19 protein-coding genes are annotated in these 18,830 nt (G+C 46.7%); 16 read left to right on the top strand and 3 right to left on the bottom strand.

From position 1 onward, the window contains the following. Nucleotides 1-130: 130 nt before the first annotated feature. The 6 genes from lexA (at nucleotide 131) to QOL74_RS17425 (ending at nucleotide 6,795) form a co-directional block, all read left to right on the top strand. Nucleotides 131-2,569 (top strand): transcriptional repressor LexA, encoded by a 2,439-nt coding sequence (gene lexA, locus QOL74_RS17445; RefSeq protein ID WP_283410785.1) that lies wholly within the window; start codon nucleotides 131-133, stop codon nucleotides 2,567-2,569. Nucleotides 2,570-3,486: 917 nt separating this feature from the next. Beyond that, nucleotides 3,487-4,035, top strand: a complete 549-nt coding sequence (locus tag QOL74_RS17440; protein ID WP_283410784.1) for a hypothetical protein — start codon at nucleotides 3,487-3,489, stop codon at nucleotides 4,033-4,035. Between the two features lie 149 nt (nucleotides 4,036-4,184). Continuing rightward, nucleotides 4,185-4,778: a type IV toxin-antitoxin system AbiEi family antitoxin domain-containing protein gene (locus tag QOL74_RS17435; protein ID WP_283410783.1), complete on the top strand. Its 594-nt coding sequence runs from the start codon at nucleotides 4,185-4,187 to the stop codon at nucleotides 4,776-4,778. A 100-nt stretch (nucleotides 4,779-4,878) separates the two neighbouring features. Beyond that, nucleotides 4,879-4,992, top strand: coding sequence for a nucleotidyl transferase AbiEii/AbiGii toxin family protein (locus tag QOL74_RS18510; RefSeq protein WP_430383883.1), 114 nt, complete (start codon nucleotides 4,879-4,881; stop codon nucleotides 4,990-4,992). A 3-nt stretch (nucleotides 4,993-4,995) separates the two neighbouring features. Beyond that, nucleotides 4,996-5,121, top strand: coding sequence for a hypothetical protein (locus tag QOL74_RS17430; RefSeq protein WP_283410782.1), 126 nt, complete (start codon nucleotides 4,996-4,998; stop codon nucleotides 5,119-5,121). Nucleotides 5,122-5,142: 21 nt separating this feature from the next. Further along, nucleotides 5,143-6,795 carry an NERD domain-containing protein gene (locus QOL74_RS17425; RefSeq protein ID WP_283410781.1) on the top strand — a complete coding sequence of 551 codons (1,653 nt, stop codon included), beginning with the start codon at nucleotides 5,143-5,145 and terminating at the stop codon, nucleotides 6,793-6,795. Nucleotides 6,796-6,808: 13 nt separating this feature from the next. On the opposite strand, the gene QOL74_RS17420 is transcribed toward QOL74_RS17425, so the two are convergent. Both QOL74_RS17420 and QOL74_RS17415 read right to left on the bottom strand, forming a co-directional pair. Continuing rightward, the gene (locus tag QOL74_RS17420; protein WP_346771765.1) at nucleotides 6,809-7,000 is read right to left on the bottom strand and encodes a type II toxin-antitoxin system RelE/ParE family toxin; all 192 of its coding nucleotides are present in this window, start codon (nucleotides 6,998-7,000) and stop codon (nucleotides 6,809-6,811) included. A 144-nt stretch (nucleotides 7,001-7,144) separates the two neighbouring features. Beyond that, nucleotides 7,145-7,351, bottom strand: a complete 207-nt coding sequence (locus QOL74_RS17415; RefSeq protein ID WP_283410780.1) for a type II toxin-antitoxin system HicB family antitoxin — start codon at nucleotides 7,349-7,351, stop codon at nucleotides 7,145-7,147. Nucleotides 7,352-7,544: 193 nt separating this feature from the next. On the opposite strand from QOL74_RS17415, the gene yaaA reads away from it, so the two are divergent. Next, nucleotides 7,545-8,294: a peroxide stress protein YaaA gene (yaaA, locus tag QOL74_RS17410; protein WP_283410779.1), complete on the top strand. Its 750-nt coding sequence runs from the start codon at nucleotides 7,545-7,547 to the stop codon at nucleotides 8,292-8,294. A 28-nt stretch (nucleotides 8,295-8,322) separates the two neighbouring features. Here yaaA and QOL74_RS17405 read toward each other — a convergent pair whose 3' ends face one another. Further along, nucleotides 8,323-9,393, bottom strand: a complete 1,071-nt coding sequence (locus tag QOL74_RS17405; protein ID WP_283410778.1) for a Fic family protein — start codon at nucleotides 9,391-9,393, stop codon at nucleotides 8,323-8,325. Between the two features lie 248 nt (nucleotides 9,394-9,641). Here QOL74_RS17405 and QOL74_RS17400 point away from each other — a divergent pair, with 248 nt between their 5' ends. The 9 genes from QOL74_RS17400 to QOL74_RS17360 all read left to right on the top strand — a co-directional run bounded on the left by QOL74_RS17400 (nucleotide 9,642) and on the right by QOL74_RS17360 (nucleotide 18,675). Next, nucleotides 9,642-10,787 carry an MFS transporter gene (locus QOL74_RS17400; protein WP_283410777.1) on the top strand — a complete coding sequence of 382 codons (1,146 nt, stop codon included), beginning with the start codon at nucleotides 9,642-9,644 and terminating at the stop codon, nucleotides 10,785-10,787. Between the two features lie 144 nt (nucleotides 10,788-10,931). After that, the gene (locus tag QOL74_RS17395; protein WP_283410776.1) at nucleotides 10,932-13,265 is read left to right on the top strand and encodes a M13-type metalloendopeptidase; all 2,334 of its coding nucleotides are present in this window, start codon (nucleotides 10,932-10,934) and stop codon (nucleotides 13,263-13,265) included. Nucleotides 13,266-13,466: 201 nt separating this feature from the next. Further along, nucleotides 13,467-13,895, top strand: coding sequence for a hypothetical protein (locus QOL74_RS17390; RefSeq protein ID WP_283410775.1), 429 nt, complete (start codon nucleotides 13,467-13,469; stop codon nucleotides 13,893-13,895). 153 nt (nucleotides 13,896-14,048) lie between these two features. After that, nucleotides 14,049-15,080, top strand: coding sequence for an O-acetyl-ADP-ribose deacetylase (locus QOL74_RS17385; protein WP_283410774.1), 1,032 nt, complete (start codon nucleotides 14,049-14,051; stop codon nucleotides 15,078-15,080). Nucleotides 15,081-15,158: 78 nt separating this feature from the next. Next, nucleotides 15,159-15,803 carry a vWA domain-containing protein gene (locus tag QOL74_RS17380; RefSeq protein WP_283410773.1) on the top strand — a complete coding sequence of 215 codons (645 nt, stop codon included), beginning with the start codon at nucleotides 15,159-15,161 and terminating at the stop codon, nucleotides 15,801-15,803. Between the two features lie 27 nt (nucleotides 15,804-15,830). Continuing rightward, on the top strand, nucleotides 15,831-16,670 hold the full coding sequence (locus QOL74_RS17375; RefSeq protein WP_283410772.1) for a helix-turn-helix domain-containing protein: 840 nt from the start codon (nucleotides 15,831-15,833) through the stop codon (nucleotides 16,668-16,670). An 80-nt stretch (nucleotides 16,671-16,750) separates the two neighbouring features. Beyond that, the gene (locus QOL74_RS17370) at nucleotides 16,751-17,098 is read left to right on the top strand and encodes a hypothetical protein (protein WP_283410771.1); all 348 of its coding nucleotides are present in this window, start codon (nucleotides 16,751-16,753) and stop codon (nucleotides 17,096-17,098) included. A 159-nt stretch (nucleotides 17,099-17,257) separates the two neighbouring features. Next, nucleotides 17,258-17,779, top strand: a complete 522-nt coding sequence (locus QOL74_RS17365; protein WP_283410770.1) for a DinB family protein — start codon at nucleotides 17,258-17,260, stop codon at nucleotides 17,777-17,779. A gap of 62 nt (nucleotides 17,780-17,841) precedes the next feature. After that, entirely contained in the window at nucleotides 17,842-18,675 is an 834-nt protein-coding gene (locus tag QOL74_RS17360; RefSeq protein WP_283410769.1) for a MerR family transcriptional regulator, read from the top strand. Nucleotides 18,676-18,830: the final 155 nt, after the last annotated feature.

The following is an 18,830-nucleotide window of genomic DNA, read 5'->3' as shown; positions in this document are numbered from 1 at the left end:
GTTTCATCAGCAGTTTCCTGCTTTCGCGGAAGAGATCTAGGTTTTGCTTGAGACGAAAAGATCATCGGCTTTCTTTGCGATGGTCCAGGGGTATTTATTGGGGACGAGCTATTCAAATGGAGGTGTATCCATGCAGTTGAATCTGGAACAGAAGAAACTAATCCAACTGGAACCGTCGGGTCACTGCTTGGTAAAAGGGGTGGCTGGCAGTGGTAAAACCACGGTGGCCATTCACCGGGTACCTTTTCTGATGAATCAGTATTGTCACGAGAAGGATGACAAGATTTTGCTGGTGACCTTCAACAAGACACTGCTGAATTACATAAAATACCTGTATGAGAAAGTGGAAAACCCAGACGAGCAAGTTGGCATGGCAGAGATGATGGCGGAAGAAGTGAAAGTGGATATTCGCACCATTGACAGCCTGGTGTTTACCTACTACCGCAAAGCAAAACCGGGGGCAGATGTGAAAATAGCTTCGACGAGTGATAGCTATCGCATCATGTCCAAAGCGATTCATTTGATGGCAGAAAAAGAAAAAACCCACAAAATCATTAACCAGAAAAACGTGCAGTTCCTCATTGACGAAGTGGGGTGGATGGATGCCTGCTTGATTGAGACATTAGAGGAATACCAGCAGGTAGATAGGATTGGGAGAGCTACCAACGTGATGGAAAAAACCCCTCAGAAGTTGTTGAAGAATTCTGAGGTGAGAGCGGCGGTCTTTAAGGTCAAAGAAGCCTATGAGTCATTGTTGGCTCAGGAGAGTTTTTCGGATTTTCGTATGATGAATAAGGTGGCGCTGACGGTGCCGATACGGGAATCGGAGCAATATACCCATATTATTATTGACGAAAGCCAGGACCTGACCCGGGCTCAGTTGGAGATGGTAAAGCGGTTGTACAAGACAAAGAAGTACTCCAGCCTCATGTTCATTGCCGATAACGCGCAGAGCATTTATCCCCATTCGTGGCTGGGTAAGGGGAGAAGCTATACTACGCTGGGCCTGGATATGAGTGGCAAAAGCCGCTCTCTGGCTAAGAACTACCGGACTACCACTCAGATTTCAGAGGCTGCCTATTCTCTCCTGGAAAAAGACGTCAATCTGCAATTAGACACGGATTATGTGAAGCCATCGCTAGTGGACAGGAAGGGTAGCTACCCCATTTATCGGCACTTTGCAACCATGGAGGAAGAACTGGAGCATGTGAAATCATCTATCCAGAGCTTGCTGGGAGAGTACCGATTGAATGAGATCTGTATCATTGCTAAGGAGAAGCGTGCAGCGGAAGAAGCCCAACAGTTTTTGGTAAAATATCAAGTTCCCTGTGCTTACCTGGACAAAAATGACCCTTCTTTTGACAGTGACAAGGTGAAAGTGACCACCATGCACTCCATTAAGGGCTTGGAGTTTCGGGTTGTGTTTATCATCTGCCTTAATGACGGTGTGATTCCATACACCAGCGGGGCTCTGGAAGAAGATAATTCATTGATGGAGTCGGATGACAGGCGTTTACTTTACGTGGGTATGACTCGGGCCAATGAAATCCTGTATCTAAGCAGTCATAAGAAGCCTTCCAGTTTCATCAGAGAAATTGATGTGAACTGTCTGCGGTTTCGCCGTGACTGCTGCCTTAAACCCCTTTACCGGGTGGCTGTAACAGCGTTTCTTAAGAAGGATAAGATCCTGGATCTCTACGCAAAGGAAGAAGTTATTCGCCAGTGGGTGTTAAAGGAGCTGATAGATTCCTATGGCTACAAAGAAGAAATGATCGTGCTAGAGTATCCGGTGGTGGCTTTTTCCCAAAAAGGGTACGCTGACTTGGTGGTAAGCATCTATCATCAGGGTAGGCAAGTGCCTTATGTGTTGGTAGAAACCAAGAAATACCAGGCAGGAATCGCAGACGCTGTCAAGCAGGCGGCTTCTTATATGCAGGCATTGGCGACAGTTCGCTACTGTCTGGTGACGGACGGATATGATTTGAAAATATTTGACCGAGACATGGATGAGCTGGATGATTTGCCCCGGTTCAACTACTCCATGTTGCCAGATACCATTGAGCGGTACCGGTTTAAGAGTTACCGAAACCATCCGGACATGCTTTATGAACGGGACAGTAATGAACCGGGTGTGATTACCCTTAAATCTATTGATTCAGGTCTGACATTGGACGTTGAAGAGGTAACAGAGGTGCCGGTGTTTGGAGATGTGGCTGCCGGATTGCCCAAGGACGTCAACGCTGCGATGAAGGATTCCTTCACATTGCCCCGGAAGTGGATTGCTCATAGCAAGAACACATTTCTGCTTGAGGTTGCGGGAGACAGCATGAAAGACGCTGGTATTGATGTGGGTGATTTTGTGATGGTGAACCATCAGGAATACGCTGATAATGGCCAGATCGTTGTAGCCCTTCTGGACGAGGAAGCCACGCTGAAGAAGTACTTGCAGATGGGCGACAGTGTATTGCTCATCCCGGAAAATGCCAAATACGAACCCATCAACGTGAAGCCTGATCAGGTGCGTATAAATGGAGTCGTCATTGGTGTGTTAAAGAAGGTTTCCCGTTGATGTACAACTGTGAGCTCTCTCAACGGCCAATTTCGTGAGATGAAGGAAAATGTGAAACTGAATTTCAGGTGGGAGCTTATAGGGTATGTGTAGTACCCTAAATGGGCAGTACCCAACAAGATCTACTAGAAGATTACCTTCGATCTTTTCGATGGGATATAAATCGATTCGAATGAAGGATGGGGAAGAAACCGGGCCAGTTACATGGGGCCGGAGGTTGTGAAAAATTCGGAACTGATTACATCACCATGTCGATGAGCCTGTCCGCCTAATCAGCCATAAACAGTGGGATATTGAGTATGTCTTCGCTTAGTCACAGGTTGCTTAATGAAAAACGAACACGCAGCTTCACTTTGTCATTGTATTTTCCTTTAACTTGTGAAAACTATTGCTGTCAACGTTACTTTGAGGAGTACATCCAGGGAAGGATTTGCTTGCCCGGGAATCAAATTGTGGCGGACGTTTTCTATCAGCTAAGAATCATTTAAAGTTGGCAACCGACACTTGAAGAATACGTATTACTCCAGAGATGCTGTTCTTAAGCCTCAGTTTTATGTGGCTGAAAACAGTATTTTGGTAGTTTTGCCCCGCATTACCACCGAGTAGGGAAAGCGGACATCTCACAAGGGTGCAGCTTAAGCCAGCCGTCAGAGAAGGAGGCGATGATCTATCGCCTCATCGAAAACAACGGATTAATCGCCCGGTTGCACATTGAAAAAAGTTGGGTTGGGCAAAAAATCGCAAATCATCGATTTGATCAATCAACTCCATTCTCTGGGCTTCATCACTGCTGTTGGGCAAGGTCGCTTGACACAATATGTTGTTAGCAAAGTGCGCTAAATCATCCGGGATTCATCTGATAAATCGTCCGATATTCGTCCGGTTTGATTCTGAAAATGAACAAAGGAGGCGATTCCATGGAGACTGCCGAAATGGAAAAAATCCGAAAAGCGAAAGCGGTGATGGAAAAAATTGCTAACGGCATTAACCCGGTAACTGGTGAAGAGATTGTGGGAGATCATTTTCTGCATGATCCCCGGATGATTCGGTGTTTTTTCTTTGTGAGCCAGGTGCTGGATGATGTTGCCAAGGGCAACTTCGGTAAAAGTTCTAAACAGCAACGGTTTGTGATGACTGATGAGGAAAAGGCACGGGTTGTGTTCAGGGACGAGCTCATCGGCATGAGCGAGTTTGCCAAGTGCGTAAACCAACAGGTGGATGTGTTGAAAAGCAGGAAGGCCAGTGCGGTGACAATCAACAAAGCATTGAAGGAAAAGGAAATTTTGGGGGAGAGAGTAACGGAAGACAAGAAACGCCAGACTGTGACCAATGAAAAATCGGCGGAATATGGTTTTGAGATGACGACACGAAGCTATGAAGGGCGGGAGTATGAACAATTGGTGATGAATGATACGGGCAAACGGTATTTAATGGAACACCTGGAAGAGCTGATGAATGAAGAGTAAATACATATGGCACAAACTCGGAAGGAGCTGATGTTATGAAAGCTGGTTGTGTTTCAGCGGGAAGATTGGCGGGTAGGATAATGTTGCATATGTGCTTACAAAATGATAAACTATACGCACGAAAGCAACATAATTGAAAAGGTGATGAAATGAAGTACAGAGAACAAATTCTGCGTTATCTTAAAGAAAACCATGGCGTTGTGACAGCGTCATGGTGCAAAAATAACGCCATTCCAAGTATATATCTCCATAGAATGGAGCAGGACGGAACCTTGACCAAAGTCGGGAGAGGCATCTATATTGATGAAACTGGGGACTATGACGAGTTTTGTTTTTTTCAAATGACCCATACCAAATGCATTTATTCTTACCTGTCGGCCCTTTATCTGCAGGGTAGAACAGATCAGACACCCCAATCTCTTGATGTGACCGTGTACAAAGGGTACAATCCCCATCGTCTGCCTAACAGTGTGACTGTTCATTATGTTAACAGGGAGATTTATGAACTAGGGATCACTGACGTCAAAACAAATTTTGGAAACATTGTCCGAGCTTATGATATGGAACGCATACTCTGTGATTTGATTTATAACAGAGAAAAAGTGTCATCAGAACTTTTTGCACAAACTGTGAAGATGTATGGAAAAAGCACAGACAAAAAAATGATGGTGCTATTTAACTATGCAGAGAAGATGGGGATTACTGAAGATGTGCAGAGGTTGATGGAGGTCTACTATGAATAAACAGAAAATGACATTCCTGGTCCATCGAGTTGCAGGAGAGAACAACCTGAGTTTTAATACGACGCTGGTTTATTTTTTTCTTGAAGCGGTTTAGAAAAGAATTGCCTCTTCTCATGCAGAACAATTTATTTTTAAAGGAGGCTTTATTCTTTCCAATATCATTGGGATCTCTCAAAGAACAACTGTGGATATGGACGTGCTGCTTAGAGACTAAGCGGTGAACCCTCTCTATGGCATGAAGGGCATGGGTTATGCCAAGAACCCCAAGCGGGCCATTAAGAACAAGATCTACAAGAAAACCACCTTTGATGTGTTCAGTGTGATTAAGAAACTATTCAAATAGACAAAACAGGAGGTTTCCCCCATGGCCAAGATGATTCCCGATGTGAACCCCATGACCATTGAGAACGAGGGCGAGCGGTGCTTCTATACCATTGCCATGGATTTGCCGGCGGAGTACACGGTGCTGTATGGGTACAAGTATGGAGAAGACCATGAAGCTGCCCAGGCGCCGGACATCATCTGGGAGATCGATTTTATTGTGGTGCACCCTGCCATGGGGTTTGTGACCATTGAGGTGAAACAGGGGGATGTGATGTACCGGGACGGTGTCTTCCACGAACTGAAGAGCCGGGGCCAGTACCAGGCCATGAAGAAGGACCCTGTGAAACAGGCCAGCGACGCCATGTATGGGGTGCTTCATCAGTACCAGGAAAAATCTGGGGAGAGGGTGTTTCCCCTGAAGATCAAGTATGCCCTGTGTTTTCCTGACAGTATGCGCCTCAGCGGTAACATGCCTGAGGCCCTGGGACGGGAGTGTGTTTTGTTGGAAGAGCACTTGACCAACCCGGAGGCCCTGGAAGAGGGCCTTGTGGCTGTTTTTGGGGGCAAGCGCGGCCGTCAGGAGCCGGAGGCCTGTCGATTACTTTTGGACAAAGTGTTAAACCCCCGGTTTAATGTCTTTGCCACCTGGGAAGACCAGCTGGCAGCCTTCCACTGGAATGCAGAAAAAGTGCTGACGGAGGAACAGAGTCGGATTTTGGAGGAAACGGAATACGACAAGCGGAAGATTTTTCTGGGAGGCGCCGGTACGGGGAAAACCTTTCTGGCCATGGAGAAGGCCAGGATGCTGGCGGCAGAGGGCAAGCGGGTGCTGCTGACCTGTTTTAACATTAACCTGGCCCGTTATGTGTTTCCCCAAGAGGTGGAGGGGATCAAGGCCATTCACTTCCACGGGCTGCTGGAGGAAGTGTTGCGCAGCTGTGGTGTGGAGGAAGCCTTTTTCCAGGGTCGTTCCGGGGAACTGTCCCTTTATTATGACCGGATGATGCCGGACAGGGTCCTTGAATGCCTGGATTACCTGGAGGATGACCAGCGCTTTGACGCCATGATCATTGACGAGGGCCAGGACTTTCTTAATGATTGGGTGGCCCTGCTGGAGATGATGCTCCGGGAGCCGGGGGAGTTTTACATCTTTGCCGACCCGGACCAGAACCTGTTTCGAAAACAGCTGATTAACCTGGATTCTTTTCCTGTGTCACGTCACAAGCTGACCCTGAACCTGCGGAACACCCGGCGGATTAACCACTGGCTGCAAAAGGTGATTCCCGGGCTGAAGCTGCGGGACCGGTTGACCCAGGGGCCGGAGGTGCAGGCCTTTGCCTGGAAAACACCGGAGGAAGAACTGACCCTGGTGAAAAAAGAAATTACCCGGCTGGTGAGCCAGGGGGTGAAACCCCGGCGCATCACGGTGCTATCCACCCACCGGAAGGAAAACAGCAGTTTTAAAGATGTGACCCACATTAAGGAATGGGCGCTTGATGACAGCGGCAACCCTCGTTCTGATGGCATTAAATTCACCACCATCCGCAAGTTCAAGGGCTTGGAGTCGGACATTGCCTTTCTCATTGGCGTTTGTCCCGACACCCCGGTGGCCTCCCCGGCGGATGTGTATGTGGGCAGTTCCCGGGCCAGGTTTATGCTGTATGTGTTTCACCGGGAGGATTGGCGGGTGTAAAAAGCGACACACGTTATTCCATGTATCGTTTCAGTTCATTATAAAAGTTTTCTCGTGTTCCTGCCATGATCACAACCACTATTTGACCATTAGGAAGCTGTGATATTCGATAGGCAAGTTCGTAATTAACCTTGTTGTGGCGAATATCAAGTGAGTATATCCCTCTTAAGTCGCCGGTTTTGGCATTTCCAGCATGTAAACACAACGGGACGGTTCTTTTGTGTTATTAAGAAAAAAGGGCTGTCCATAAGACGGATCGAACGATTGACGGGTGTTAGCTTTGGCGTGATAAGAAACATATAAAACGCACAAAAGAAAACGCACAAAAGAACTGTCCCCTTGTGCGTCGTTAAATGGCTACCTCCACCGTGGTGATAAAGGTAGGAACGGTATCGGTATCGTGGGGGGTATCCTCATAGTAGAGTTCCAATGCTTCCCTTAGATTTACAAGTGATTCCTCGATGGTTTTTCCCTGTGAGGCGACACTGTTTTCAATGCATTTGGCCACATACCAATTTTCTTCTTTTTGAACGACTACAGTAACTTTTATGCTCATGAATGTTCACCCTCTCTGGTTCAATTGTACAAGAATACCATAAGATGCTCAATATGATTTTGGACAAGGGCCTGGAGCCGTACATTTTGCATTTCATGTATGTGGAAACGTGTATGCGGGAGACGGAGGTTGTGAAACATTTAAACCCCATGACCATTGAGAATAGGCGGCATTAAAACAAAAGGAGCACACCATGCGCATTATCATATCTCCGGCGAAAGCCATGCACACAGCCAATGATGTACTCTCACACCAGCAGCTTCCAATTTTTATGGAAGAGGCTCAGGTGCTGTTGGAAGAACTGAAGGGCAAAACCTATGAAGAGCTAAAAGCCATTTGGCGCTGTAGTGATAAAATTGCTGCCCTCAACACAGCGCGGGTTGGCAAAATGGATCTGTACCGTCACTTGACGCCGGCAATTCTGGCTTATGAAGGCATACAGTACAAGTACATGGCACCCATTGTTTTTGAAAACAGGGACTTCGAGTATATTGAAGAGCATTTACGCATATTGTCCGGCTTCTACGGTATACTGCGCCCCTTTGACGGAGTAACCCCTTACCGACTGGAGATGCAAGCAAAGGTAAGGGGAAACAGGGTGAACTCTCTGTATGACTTTTGGGGCCGTAGACTGGCTGACCAGCTGTGTGCTGAAACCTGCTGGATTGTCAATCTGGCTTCAGAAGAATACAGTAGGGCCGTTTCACCCTACCTGCCCCAGGAGGTTCAGTTGACCACCTGCATTTTTGGTGAATGGAAAGGGAATAAGGTCATTGAAAAGGGCACCTTGGTAAAAATGGCCAGGGGAGAGATGGTACGGTTCTTGGCGGAAAACAGTGTGAAGGATCTGGCGGGTTTGAAAGGCTTTAACCGGCTGGGTTATGTCTTTGAAGAAAGTTTATCTGATGTCAGGAAGCTGGTGTTTGTGAAAAAGGCAGCTTAGGAGAAGGGGTGATGTTCCCGATCGCAGTTTATGTCGGCGTCTTAATCAAATCGTACAATCTCCGGTTTTGATAGATTTTTTCCTTTCCAATCTTCTCAGAGACAAGGAAACCATGCTTTTCGAGAGAATCCAGGTAGCCGGCAGCGGTTTTTCTTGTGACGCCAAGCCCTTCCTGGACATAGACAATTTTTGTATAGAATTCGTGGAAGAGTAAATCGATCAACTCCCTGGAGTAGATTTTAGGCAAGGTAGACTTGATTTCAGTGCTCATCTTTTCCACTTCGGCATTGATGTGTTTCACTAGTTTCAGGGTCTCTACCGACATTTCTTCAATGCCCTGAAGCATGTAGAGAATCCAGGCTTCCCAGTCATCGGACACACGCACGTGTTGGAAGAGTCTGTAATAGGCAGCCTTGTTCCGGATGATATAACCGCTCAGGTACAGGATGGGGCTGTCCAGCAGTTCTTGTAACACCAGGTAAAGAATGTTGATGATTCGGCCGGTTCGGCCGTTGCCATCGTAGAAGGGGTGGATGCTTTCAAACTGGTAATGGATGACGGCCAGTTTGATGAGAGGATCAACAGTGTTGTCGTCGGTATTGATGTACTTTTCCAGGTTGGTTAGCAGTTTTCTGATTTCACTTTCATAGGAAGGCGGCGTGTAGATGATTTCGCCGGTTTGGTCATTGCGCAGCACAGTTCCGGGGAGCTTTCTGATGCCGGCCCGGTTGTTTTCAATGAGTCCCTGGATTTCCACTATCATAATGGTGGTAATCATTTCGTGTTTTTTGATTAGCTGGTAACCGTGCCAAAGAGCCTTACGATAATTGGCTACCTCTTTGGCCGCTGGGGTTCCTCCCACATCGCTGCTCATGGCTCTGTAAAGATCATCGTGGGTAGTGATGATGTTTTCGATGGCAGAGCTGTCCTTTGACTCGTTGATCATAGCGGCGTTGATGAGGATGTGTTTATTGGGAATGGTGTCAGCATACCCTTTAAGTTCTGCCAGTGCACGGTTTGCCCTTGCAAGCTGTTTTAACACGGGTTTTGTTTCCAGTTCAACGGCTGGCGGCAACATGGGTAATTGATAATCTTTCACTTCCAACACCTCTCTCTCATGGGTAGTTTATCATGCAAATTTATCCATGTAAATAGAACATAGGTAAAAAAAGCGGAAAATTACCTGTGAAATAGCAAGGTCGAATGAAAGACCATCGGCTTCTGTACTGCAAGGGAAAATGGGGTGATGAGGAAGCGATCCAGGAAGTTGGGATGCTGCTGCGCGAGCTGCGTTTTAGAAGAAGTGCAAAGGAAGATAGCTAATCGGGAGAGCAAATAGGGGGAAACATGACAATGGCGGCTCAATCCATCTATGCGGTGGTCATTTTGTATAATTTGGCTTTATCCATGTACTTATTCCTGTTTCCATTATATTTGGATCACCTGGTGTTCAGTCCCATGGTGATTGGGGTGCTGGTATCGGTTTCTGCCGTGTTTCAGGTGATTCTTCGTTTGCCCATGGGTGCCTGTATCGACCGAATCGGTCAGCACAACGCCACCAAGCTGAGCAGCGCCACATTTCTTTTGTCCATCATTTTCTTTTTTGCCAGGCCCCTGTTGCCATTTTTCATCATTATTCAATTGTTTTCCGGCATTTCCTCAACTTTGTTCTGGCCTTCCGCCCAGGCCTATGTGGTGTCAATGAGTCACCGAACCCTGGGGTACCGCATGGGCATGCTCAATTTGTTGACAGGAGTGGCCGGTATTGTGGGGCCTTTGGCGGGCGGGTACAGTAAAGACCTGGTTGGGCCTGAAAAATCACTCTATGTGCTGCTGGGGGTGTCGGTGGTGTTAATGCTGGTCACCCTGGCCCTGCCCCGGCTTCACAAGGGTGACACCACGGGCCATACCATGGGGTTGATGGAATCCATGATGGTGGTGGTCAGGAAGAAACCTTTGTATTTTGCCGGGATTGCCACCTTTTGCGGGGCCACCTCCTGGGCGCTGGTCAGTTCCTTTTACCCCATTTATATGCAGAACCAGCTGGGCTTTTCTTCCACCCTGGTGGGGCTGCTGGTGGGGCTTCGGGCTCTTTCTTCGGCACCAGGCGGTTTTCTGAGCGGTATTTACCTTGAAAAAATCAAGTTTAGAGGAATGTTTCTGGGCAGTATTCTCATGGGGGCGGCAGGGTTTTTCCTCATTCCCCTCACCAGCCATTTCGGCCTGCAGGTGCTCATTATCTGCCTCATTGGTTTTTCAAGTGGTGCCTTACAGACAGTTGCCCTGGTTTTTGTGGGAGAGGTGATGCCCAAAAACCTCATGGGCACCGCTATGGCCTTTATCGGCTTGTTCTGGTCTTTTTCCCTGGCGGTGCTGCCACCGTTGATGGGGGCCTTCGACACGCTTCACGCGTCTTTCACCTTTGGCGGTTTGGGGGTGCTCTTTTTGGTGATGGGGGCTTTGGGACTGATGGTGAGAAGGGATATTGTCTGAACGGCCATCTCCTGGTATCTGCCCCAATAGCGGTTATGACCTTACATTTCTGATATAATAAAGAAATGGAAGAAGAATATTTGTTTGCATTAAAAAACCAGGTGCGTTAAGCCTGCATAACGGAAAGAAAAGAGGAGGAAGAATATGAAAAGAATGACTGCATTACTGATGGTAGTGGTATTACTATCTTCCCTGTTGGTCGGATTTTCCGAAAAACCTGCCATTGACCCGGACGCTCCACTAAATCACACCCAGGCAGTGGAAATGATTTACAATGCTGCAGCAAATTACAACGATGCGATCACGAAATCAGCACTGAGAGCTGTTTACGCTCAGGTACAAAGAGAAACGGGCAAAAGCAGGTTTGTCACCAAGCCTGAAAGCTATGCCATGCTGGCCCATGCATTCGATTTATCCGATGCACCCACAGGGAATAATTTGCGCAATGGCATATTTAGTGAAACACTTTTGAATGATACTGGCGTCGAAGACCGGTACATACAACAATTATCTGCCCTGGGCATTGTGACAGAGGAAGAAGTGGCTGACAAAAGCACCATCACCACAGCAGAACTGCGGCGGATGTTAAGCAAGATTTACACCTATCTTGGAACAAATCCCAAAGATGATTTTTTTACGGCTGTCAACATGGAATGGCTGGAAACGGCTGAAATTCCACCGGGAGAATTTGGGTTTGATACTTTCACAGAAATTCAACTTCAAAATAACGAGAAGATTGAAGAAGTTATTCTTGCCGCTGCAGAAGAAGTTTCTGAAACAGGATCGGCATCTCAGAAAATCGGTGATTTTTACAAATCCTTTGTCAACATGGAGGAAAGAAATAGGATTGGTATTGAACCCTTAAATGAATATATTAATATGATTGATGCGGCCAAAACGGTGGATGAATTGGTTGAGGTTGACGCTTTTTTCAGCAACAATCTGGGCGTTGAAACATTGTTTTATTTTTACATCATGAACGACAGCATGGACAGCAGCAAAAATGCCCTTTACTATTTCGGACTTTTTTATAATAATCGAAAAGCTGAATATGTAGAGCCGGAAGAAGGGTTTACAGAAGCGTACCTCGATTATTTAGCCACGGTTCTTGGCTTTTGGGGGGGCGATAAAAATGATGCACAGGCGTTGTATGATCTGGAAAAAAAGATAGCGGAAGTATCTCTTGAACCTCAGGACTACTATAATGTAGATAAGTACTATAATCCTTACAGCACCGCTGGCCTGGCTGAGTATTTTGCTGGGTTTGATTTTGAAAAGGCATTGAAGTTGTTCGGGTTTGAGCATTCAGGCACCATCATTGTCTTTGATGAAGAGGCGGTAAAGCGATCAGCAGAGCTTATGACACAGGACAATTTAGAGACGCTTAAAATGATGTCGAAGGTCAGACTTTTCAATGCGTTTAGTGATGTGCTTGGAGAAGAGCACGTGAAAGCCATGGAAGAGTTTAATCAAAGGGCATACGGCATTGAGGGTGAAAAAACGCTTGAACAAAAGGCTGTTGAGAAAGAAAAATCACTGTTTCCCGACTATATCGGAATACTCTATGCAGAGAACTATTTTTCAGAAGAAGCGAAGGCTGATGTGGAAGCCATGGTTCAGGAGTTTATTGGCCAGTATCAAGTGATGCTTTCAGAAAACACGTGGATGTCTGAGGAAACCAAAGAAAAAGCGATTGAAAAACTTGAAGCCATCACTGTAAAAATCGGGTATCCTGATCAGTGGGATACAGCATTAGATGATGTGATAATAGTGGAAGACAAGGTTTTTGAGAACAATGCTGCAGTGTTGAAGGCTCAGAAAAGCAATAGCAAAATGGAACTATACCAGCCTGTGGACAGAGAAAAATGGACTGTAACGGTTTACGAGGTAAACGCATATTACAATCCGATGGCAAACGAAATCATCTTCCCGGCAGGCATATTACAGGGTGAGTTTTATGACTTCAATCGGTTTAGGGAAGAAAATCTGGGCGCCATTGGTGCGGTTATTGCCCACGAAATCACACATTCCTTTGACAATAATGGTGCTAAGTATGATAAAGATGGAAATGCAAATGAGTGGTGGACAGAGAAAGACCTTGCTACATTTGAAGCGTTGCAGGGTAAGGTGATTGCTGAGTTTGACGGCATTGAGATTATTCCCGGTATTTTCAGCAATGGCGCTAATACCATCAGTGAAAACATAGCAGATTTGGGAGGCGTGAAATGCGCGCTCGCCGTTGCGATGCAGGATGAAAATGCAGATCTCACAAAATTCTTTGAAAGCTATGCGCGTATGTGGAAGTCGATCATGACCCGTGAAAGGACAGATTACTGGAACAAGTCGGGTGTTCATTCCAATGAAATAGTAAGGGTGAACAGGATCCTCAGCAACTTTGACGAGTTCTATACAGCTTACGATATAAACGAAGATGACGATATGTACATTTCACAAGATCGACGAGTGGGTATTTGGTAAGATGACAGCTGAAACGCAGTCGTAAAGCAAACGCAAAAGGCGGGCCCCAGGGCTCGCCTTTACTTATCGGCAGTTCGAAATTAGCGCATTGACCCGAATGATTTGTGAGATATAATGGAAGAGGTATCAGAAAGTTAAGATTTTTCACTGCACCTTTTATCATCGGCGATGAGGGTTTCGATTACGAAGACGGCCTTTATTATGAAGCCGCTTTCCGCTCCCCCAGATGGTGAAGTGAGTGACGTTCAGCCGGTTTCAGTGATTTATCACCCAGAAAACGCCGTTTTTGTTGTTCCATCAGATGTCAACGAGTTGATTTTTAGAGATTCAGGCAAGTTATGGATGGCAGCAATGGTTGATCATGAAGATCCGGCAACCTGGCATTTTAGCGAAGCTGAAAGAGTGGTCCAGTATGACGGCCCACAAGGAGCTGTCACTGGCATAGAGAGTCACTCAGCCAAGTACGAGGTGGCAGTTACCTTTGATATTGATAATAATGTCTTCAGGGTGCCTCTTTGGATTGTTGAGTTTACTTTTTTAGTCGACGACGAACCCTGGACTGCGAAGTACAATGGGCAGACCTGGGAAATGATGATTATTGAAGCAATTAATAACCCGCCGACAGATTAATAGCGATGGCTGTATGCCCATATTCCCAATGGGATAGGCTGGCAAAGGAAAAACACTAACACCAATGACGTTGACAAGAACCAGGGCGAAGGTATATGCCTACGAAGGCAAGGGGATTGACAGAGAGGCTTTCAGAAAACGGGAGGATGCCACATGCCATTGAAAATGATCCAAAACGACATTACCAAGGTGCGGGCAGATGCCATTGTGAATGCTGCCAACGAGACACTTTTGGGGGGAGGTGGTGTTGATGGGGCCATTCACAAAGCGGCGGGGCCGGAACTGCTGGAAGAGTGCCGCGGCCTGGGCGGTTGCCAGGTGGGCCAGGCGAAGATCACCAAAGGCTACCGGCTGCCGGCCAAACATGTGATTCATACGGTGGGGCCGGTGTGGCAGGGGGGCCATAAGGGCGAAAAAGAACTGCTGAAGGCTTGTTACCGCAACTCTCTTGATATTGCCAGAGAATACAGTCTGGAGAGTGTTGCCTTTCCCCTGATTTCTGCCGGTGCCTTTGGATATCCCAAAGACCAGGCGCTGCAGGTGGCTGTTGCTGCCATTGGTGATTTTTTGCTACAGCATGACATGGAAGTGATCTTGGTGGTGTATGATAAAGCGACCGTTGCCCTGTCGGAAAAACATCATGACGCCATTAAACAGTATGTTGACGACCGGTACGTTGAAGCACATCTCGTTTCCATCACCATCAGCAGACGGGATATACCAAGACGGTTGGAGCTTCTTGCAGCAGAAGAGACCAAACTGGATTACAAGATAAATCATTTACAGGAAGCACCCGGGGAAGAGCTTCTATCCCAACACATTCTTGAAGAGCTGGTGATCCGGATAGAAGAAACTTTTTCTCAGATGCTGCTGCGGAAAATTGATGAGAAGGGACTTGTGGACACCGAAGCCTACAAGAAAGCCAATGTGGATCGAAAGCTGTTCTCCAAGATTCGAAACGACATTCACTACAAACCCAGCAAGCGGACAGTGCTGGCTTTCGCCATTGCCCTGGAGCTGAGCCTGGATGAAACCAATGACCTGCTGCTGCGGGCAGGTTTTGCCCTGTCACGAAGCAGCCGTGCTGATTTGATTGTTCAGTATTTCATTGAAAGAGAAAACTATAATATGTTCGAGATTAACGAAGCTCTCTTCGCCTTCGATCAGCCTACTCTGGGGATTTGATGTGTCGCTTGCCAGGCGACCATGGTTCCCTGTGAAGGTGTTATCCTTGATATAAATCAGGGAACGGAGGGATAAACCATGAAAACAGCATTAACAGAACTGGTGTTTATTCTGGACAGAAGCGGGTCCATGAGTGGCCTGGAGCAAGACACCATTGGTGGTTACAACAATCTGTTGGAAAGGCAGAAGCAGGAGCCGGGGGAGGCACTGGTAACCACGGTCCTGTTTGACGACAGGGTGGAGGTGTTACACGACAGGCTGCACCTGCAGGAGATCCTGCCCATGACAGCCGAGACGTATTACGTTCGGGGCACCACAGCTTTGCTGGATGCAGTGGGAACTACCATCAACAAGGTGGTGGAACAAACTCGCCAGACACCCAAGGAGCAGCAGCCCCAGAACACCCTGTTTGTCATCACCACCGATGGCATGGAAAATGCCAGCCGAGAGTTTGAATATGAGCAGGTGCGTCGGATGATCGAACACCAGAAGGAACACTACAACTGGGAGTTTCTCTTTTTGGGAGCCAACATCGATGCAGTGGCCGCGGCAAAGCACTTCGGTATTTGTGAAGAAAAGGCTGTCAACTACCATGCCGACATTCGGGGCACCCAGCTGAACTATCTGGTGGTGGGAGAAGCTGTCAGCAGCCTGAGGGCCAATAACAGGATTGATAAGAACTGGAAAAAACGGATTGATGAAGATTTTAAGAGTCGCAGGTGATCATGAAAAAGGTCAGGGAGGCGCCGCATGAGTCGATTCACTAAGCTTGCAGCTGATGAAAGGCTGGTAGGAAATGTGGTGCGGCACTATTGGTCGGTAACCACCAACGTTGGTCGTGGCGAAGGCATTCTCATGCCCATGGACCATGTGGACCTGATTGTGGCGCCACCCGGCACATTTGAGTATCACATGGATGGTCGGCTAATCGTGCCTGAGGACTTTCATGTTCACGGAATGCGGCTTCACAGTGTGCAGGTCAAAGTTCTTAGGAAAGCGCAGGTGTGGGGTGTCAGTTTTCAGCCGTGGGGACTTTATCTTCTTTTCAATGTGGAAATGAACAAGCTGTTTGATGGCATTCATTCACTCCAACAGTTCTCCACTGATTTCAGCAGAGAGATTGCTGAAATCCATGGGGGCGGCGGTCAGTTGGATCAACATGCGGCTAAAAAAATGGATTACCTGATACACTCATTTGCGTCAGCATCAGAAGCACCCACGCAGTTCATTCCCATGCTTCGTTCCTTTGCTGAACAAAAACCAGAGAATATCAGGCATTTTTGCAAAGAGGTGGGAATATCCACGCGTCATTTGGAACGGTTATTTCTTCGCTGCGTCGGTGTCAGCCCAAAAAAATTTTTGCAGATTCTGCGGTTTGAAGACTCGACAAGAGAAATGATCTATGGGAGCAGACACGTGGATCTGACTGAAATTGGCTTTGCCAGTGGGTTCTATGACCAGTCCCATTTTATCAGGCAGGTTAAAAAATACACTGACTACACACCGGGAACATTTCGAACCAATGATCCGGCGGTAAAATTCAAGCTGTTGAAATCGAAAGGGTTATATAGTCAGAGCGGCAATATGTGAAAACGTGTCGCTTTTTTACAATTTTCACCAACCTTTTTCCGATATGCTTAAACTGAGAAAAGCACAAAGGAGGAAATGTGATGAAAGAAGGTTGCGTGGAAATTGTCAGGTTTGATGTAATGCAAGGTACAGAAAAGATGATAGCGTTGGAAGCGTTTAAACTATTAGATGCTTTTTACCAAGCACAGGAAGGGTACTTTGGCATGAATGCGGCTCAGGCGAATGATGATGCATGGATACTCATTTTGTACTGGCGGTCAAAAGAAGATGAAAAACTGGCCAGCGGGCGCATGATGGCCAGCGAAGAAACAGAAGGGTTTAAACAGCTGGTGATTCCGAAAACGGTTGAGAAAAAAATGTACCCAAGTTTCTTTCTGAACTTAAATGACCAATCCCCAAACCACTTAGCTGATAAAGGGATAAACTAACTGCATGTTGACGATACGGGCTTTTTCAGATGCTTTAATGAAAGACCATCATCCCAAGAAACAATTACAGAGTCTCTATAAAAAAGATGGCTGAGAAAGCTTATAATTGATATGGGAAGCAAGACGCGGGATAAGTGTAATGAAGGGGTGTTATAATCGATGAGCGGTATTGGAATAAAAGAGAATATATTGTTTCAGCTAAACATGTGCTGGCAGCTTTATTCTTACCATGTTGAAAATCTGGATGAAACTGAGGCGTATTGGGCATTCGGCCCCACTGTTCTCCAGGTACGCAGGCAAGACGATGGGTGGTGCATCGATTGGCCTGAAACTGAAAGCTATGAGATCGGGCCACCCAGCATTGCCTGGACGATGTGGCATATGATTTATTGGTGGACCACTGCACTGGATTATAACTTTGGGGATGGCACTTTAGATAAAAAAGACATCCCTTGGCCAGGAGATGTTGAAAAAGCAAAACAAGTGTTAGCATTGCTCCACGATGAATGGGTATCAAAATTAGATGAGTTGTCGGAGGAAGATTATCATTTAAAGCAGTATGCAAAATGGCCATTTGAAGACAGGGAATTTGTCGATATTGCACTTTGGTTAAACGGAGAATTAATGAAAAATGCGGCGGAAATAGGGTGTGGACGATTTTTATATGCAGCTTGCTCCTAGTCAGTGATTTACACAGATGATGCAGCTTGTGCTGAGGTGTGGGTGAAGGGAGGTTGGACGCATTGAACCGGCTTCGCATTGGTGAAATGGCAACGATGAACTGTGTCACGGTGCAAACCCTGCGGCATTATGACCAGATTGGTCTGCTGGAACCTGCCTATGTGGATGAAGAAACAGGGTACCGGTACTATGATATTCGTCAGAGTGCCAAATTGGATTTGATTCAGTATTTCAAGAGCATGGGCATGTCGCTGGATAAGATTAAAGAGAAATTTGACAAAAAAGATGCCATGGTGATTCGGGACACCCTGCGAGAGCATCAGTCCTGGCTGGAAGAACAAATACAGGACTATCAACTGAAGCACAGGGCGGCGGAAAGATGTGTTCATAATCTTGACCGTTACCTGAGAGTGTCCCAAAAGGGAGCCATCAATCTGCAGCACATTCCCGAGCGAAAAATTTTCTGCCATGACAGCGGCATTGATCTATACTCGAACACACTGGATACCTATGAAATTATGATTCGGCAGCTGAAGCAACAGGCGATCTTGCAGCATGTGCCCATGGTCTATTTTTGTAATGTGGGCACCGTTGTTCGGTATGAAGACCTGATGGCAGACCGTTTTGTATCCACAGAAACCTTCCTGTTTATGGATGAAGGGCTGATTCCCGGTGAGTTGCTGGAGACTGTGGCAGGTGGTCACTACCTGTGTGCCTATTGCTGCGCATTCGAGGAAGAATGGGATTGTGCCCAGCGGCTTTTTCAGGCGGTAAAAGAACAGCGATATGCCATTGACGGCCATTACCTGTGCGAAGTGGTGACGGAGCTGCCGTTGTTTCGCCAGGAGGAGCGGAATATGTTTATTAAATTGCAAATTAAGGTAAAAACCCCTTGACTCTATGGTTACCATAGACTTTATAATCTGAATATAGAGAAAAGTATGTCGTTAATCACGGTGATCAGGAATTCCGATTTCGAACGGCTCCTGTAGTGGTTCGAAACGATAGGGTCGCAAAAGTGATTTTGCTGCCTGCCATGGTGCAAAGGAAT

The sequence above is a fragment of the Anoxynatronum buryatiense genome, assembly GCF_900182905.1.
Classification (GTDB): domain Bacteria; phylum Bacillota; class Clostridia; order Peptostreptococcales; family Tindalliaceae; genus Anoxynatronum; species Anoxynatronum buryatiense.
The sequence above is the reverse complement of the archived record's forward strand: the minus strand, read 5'-3'. Positions and strand labels throughout refer to the sequence as shown.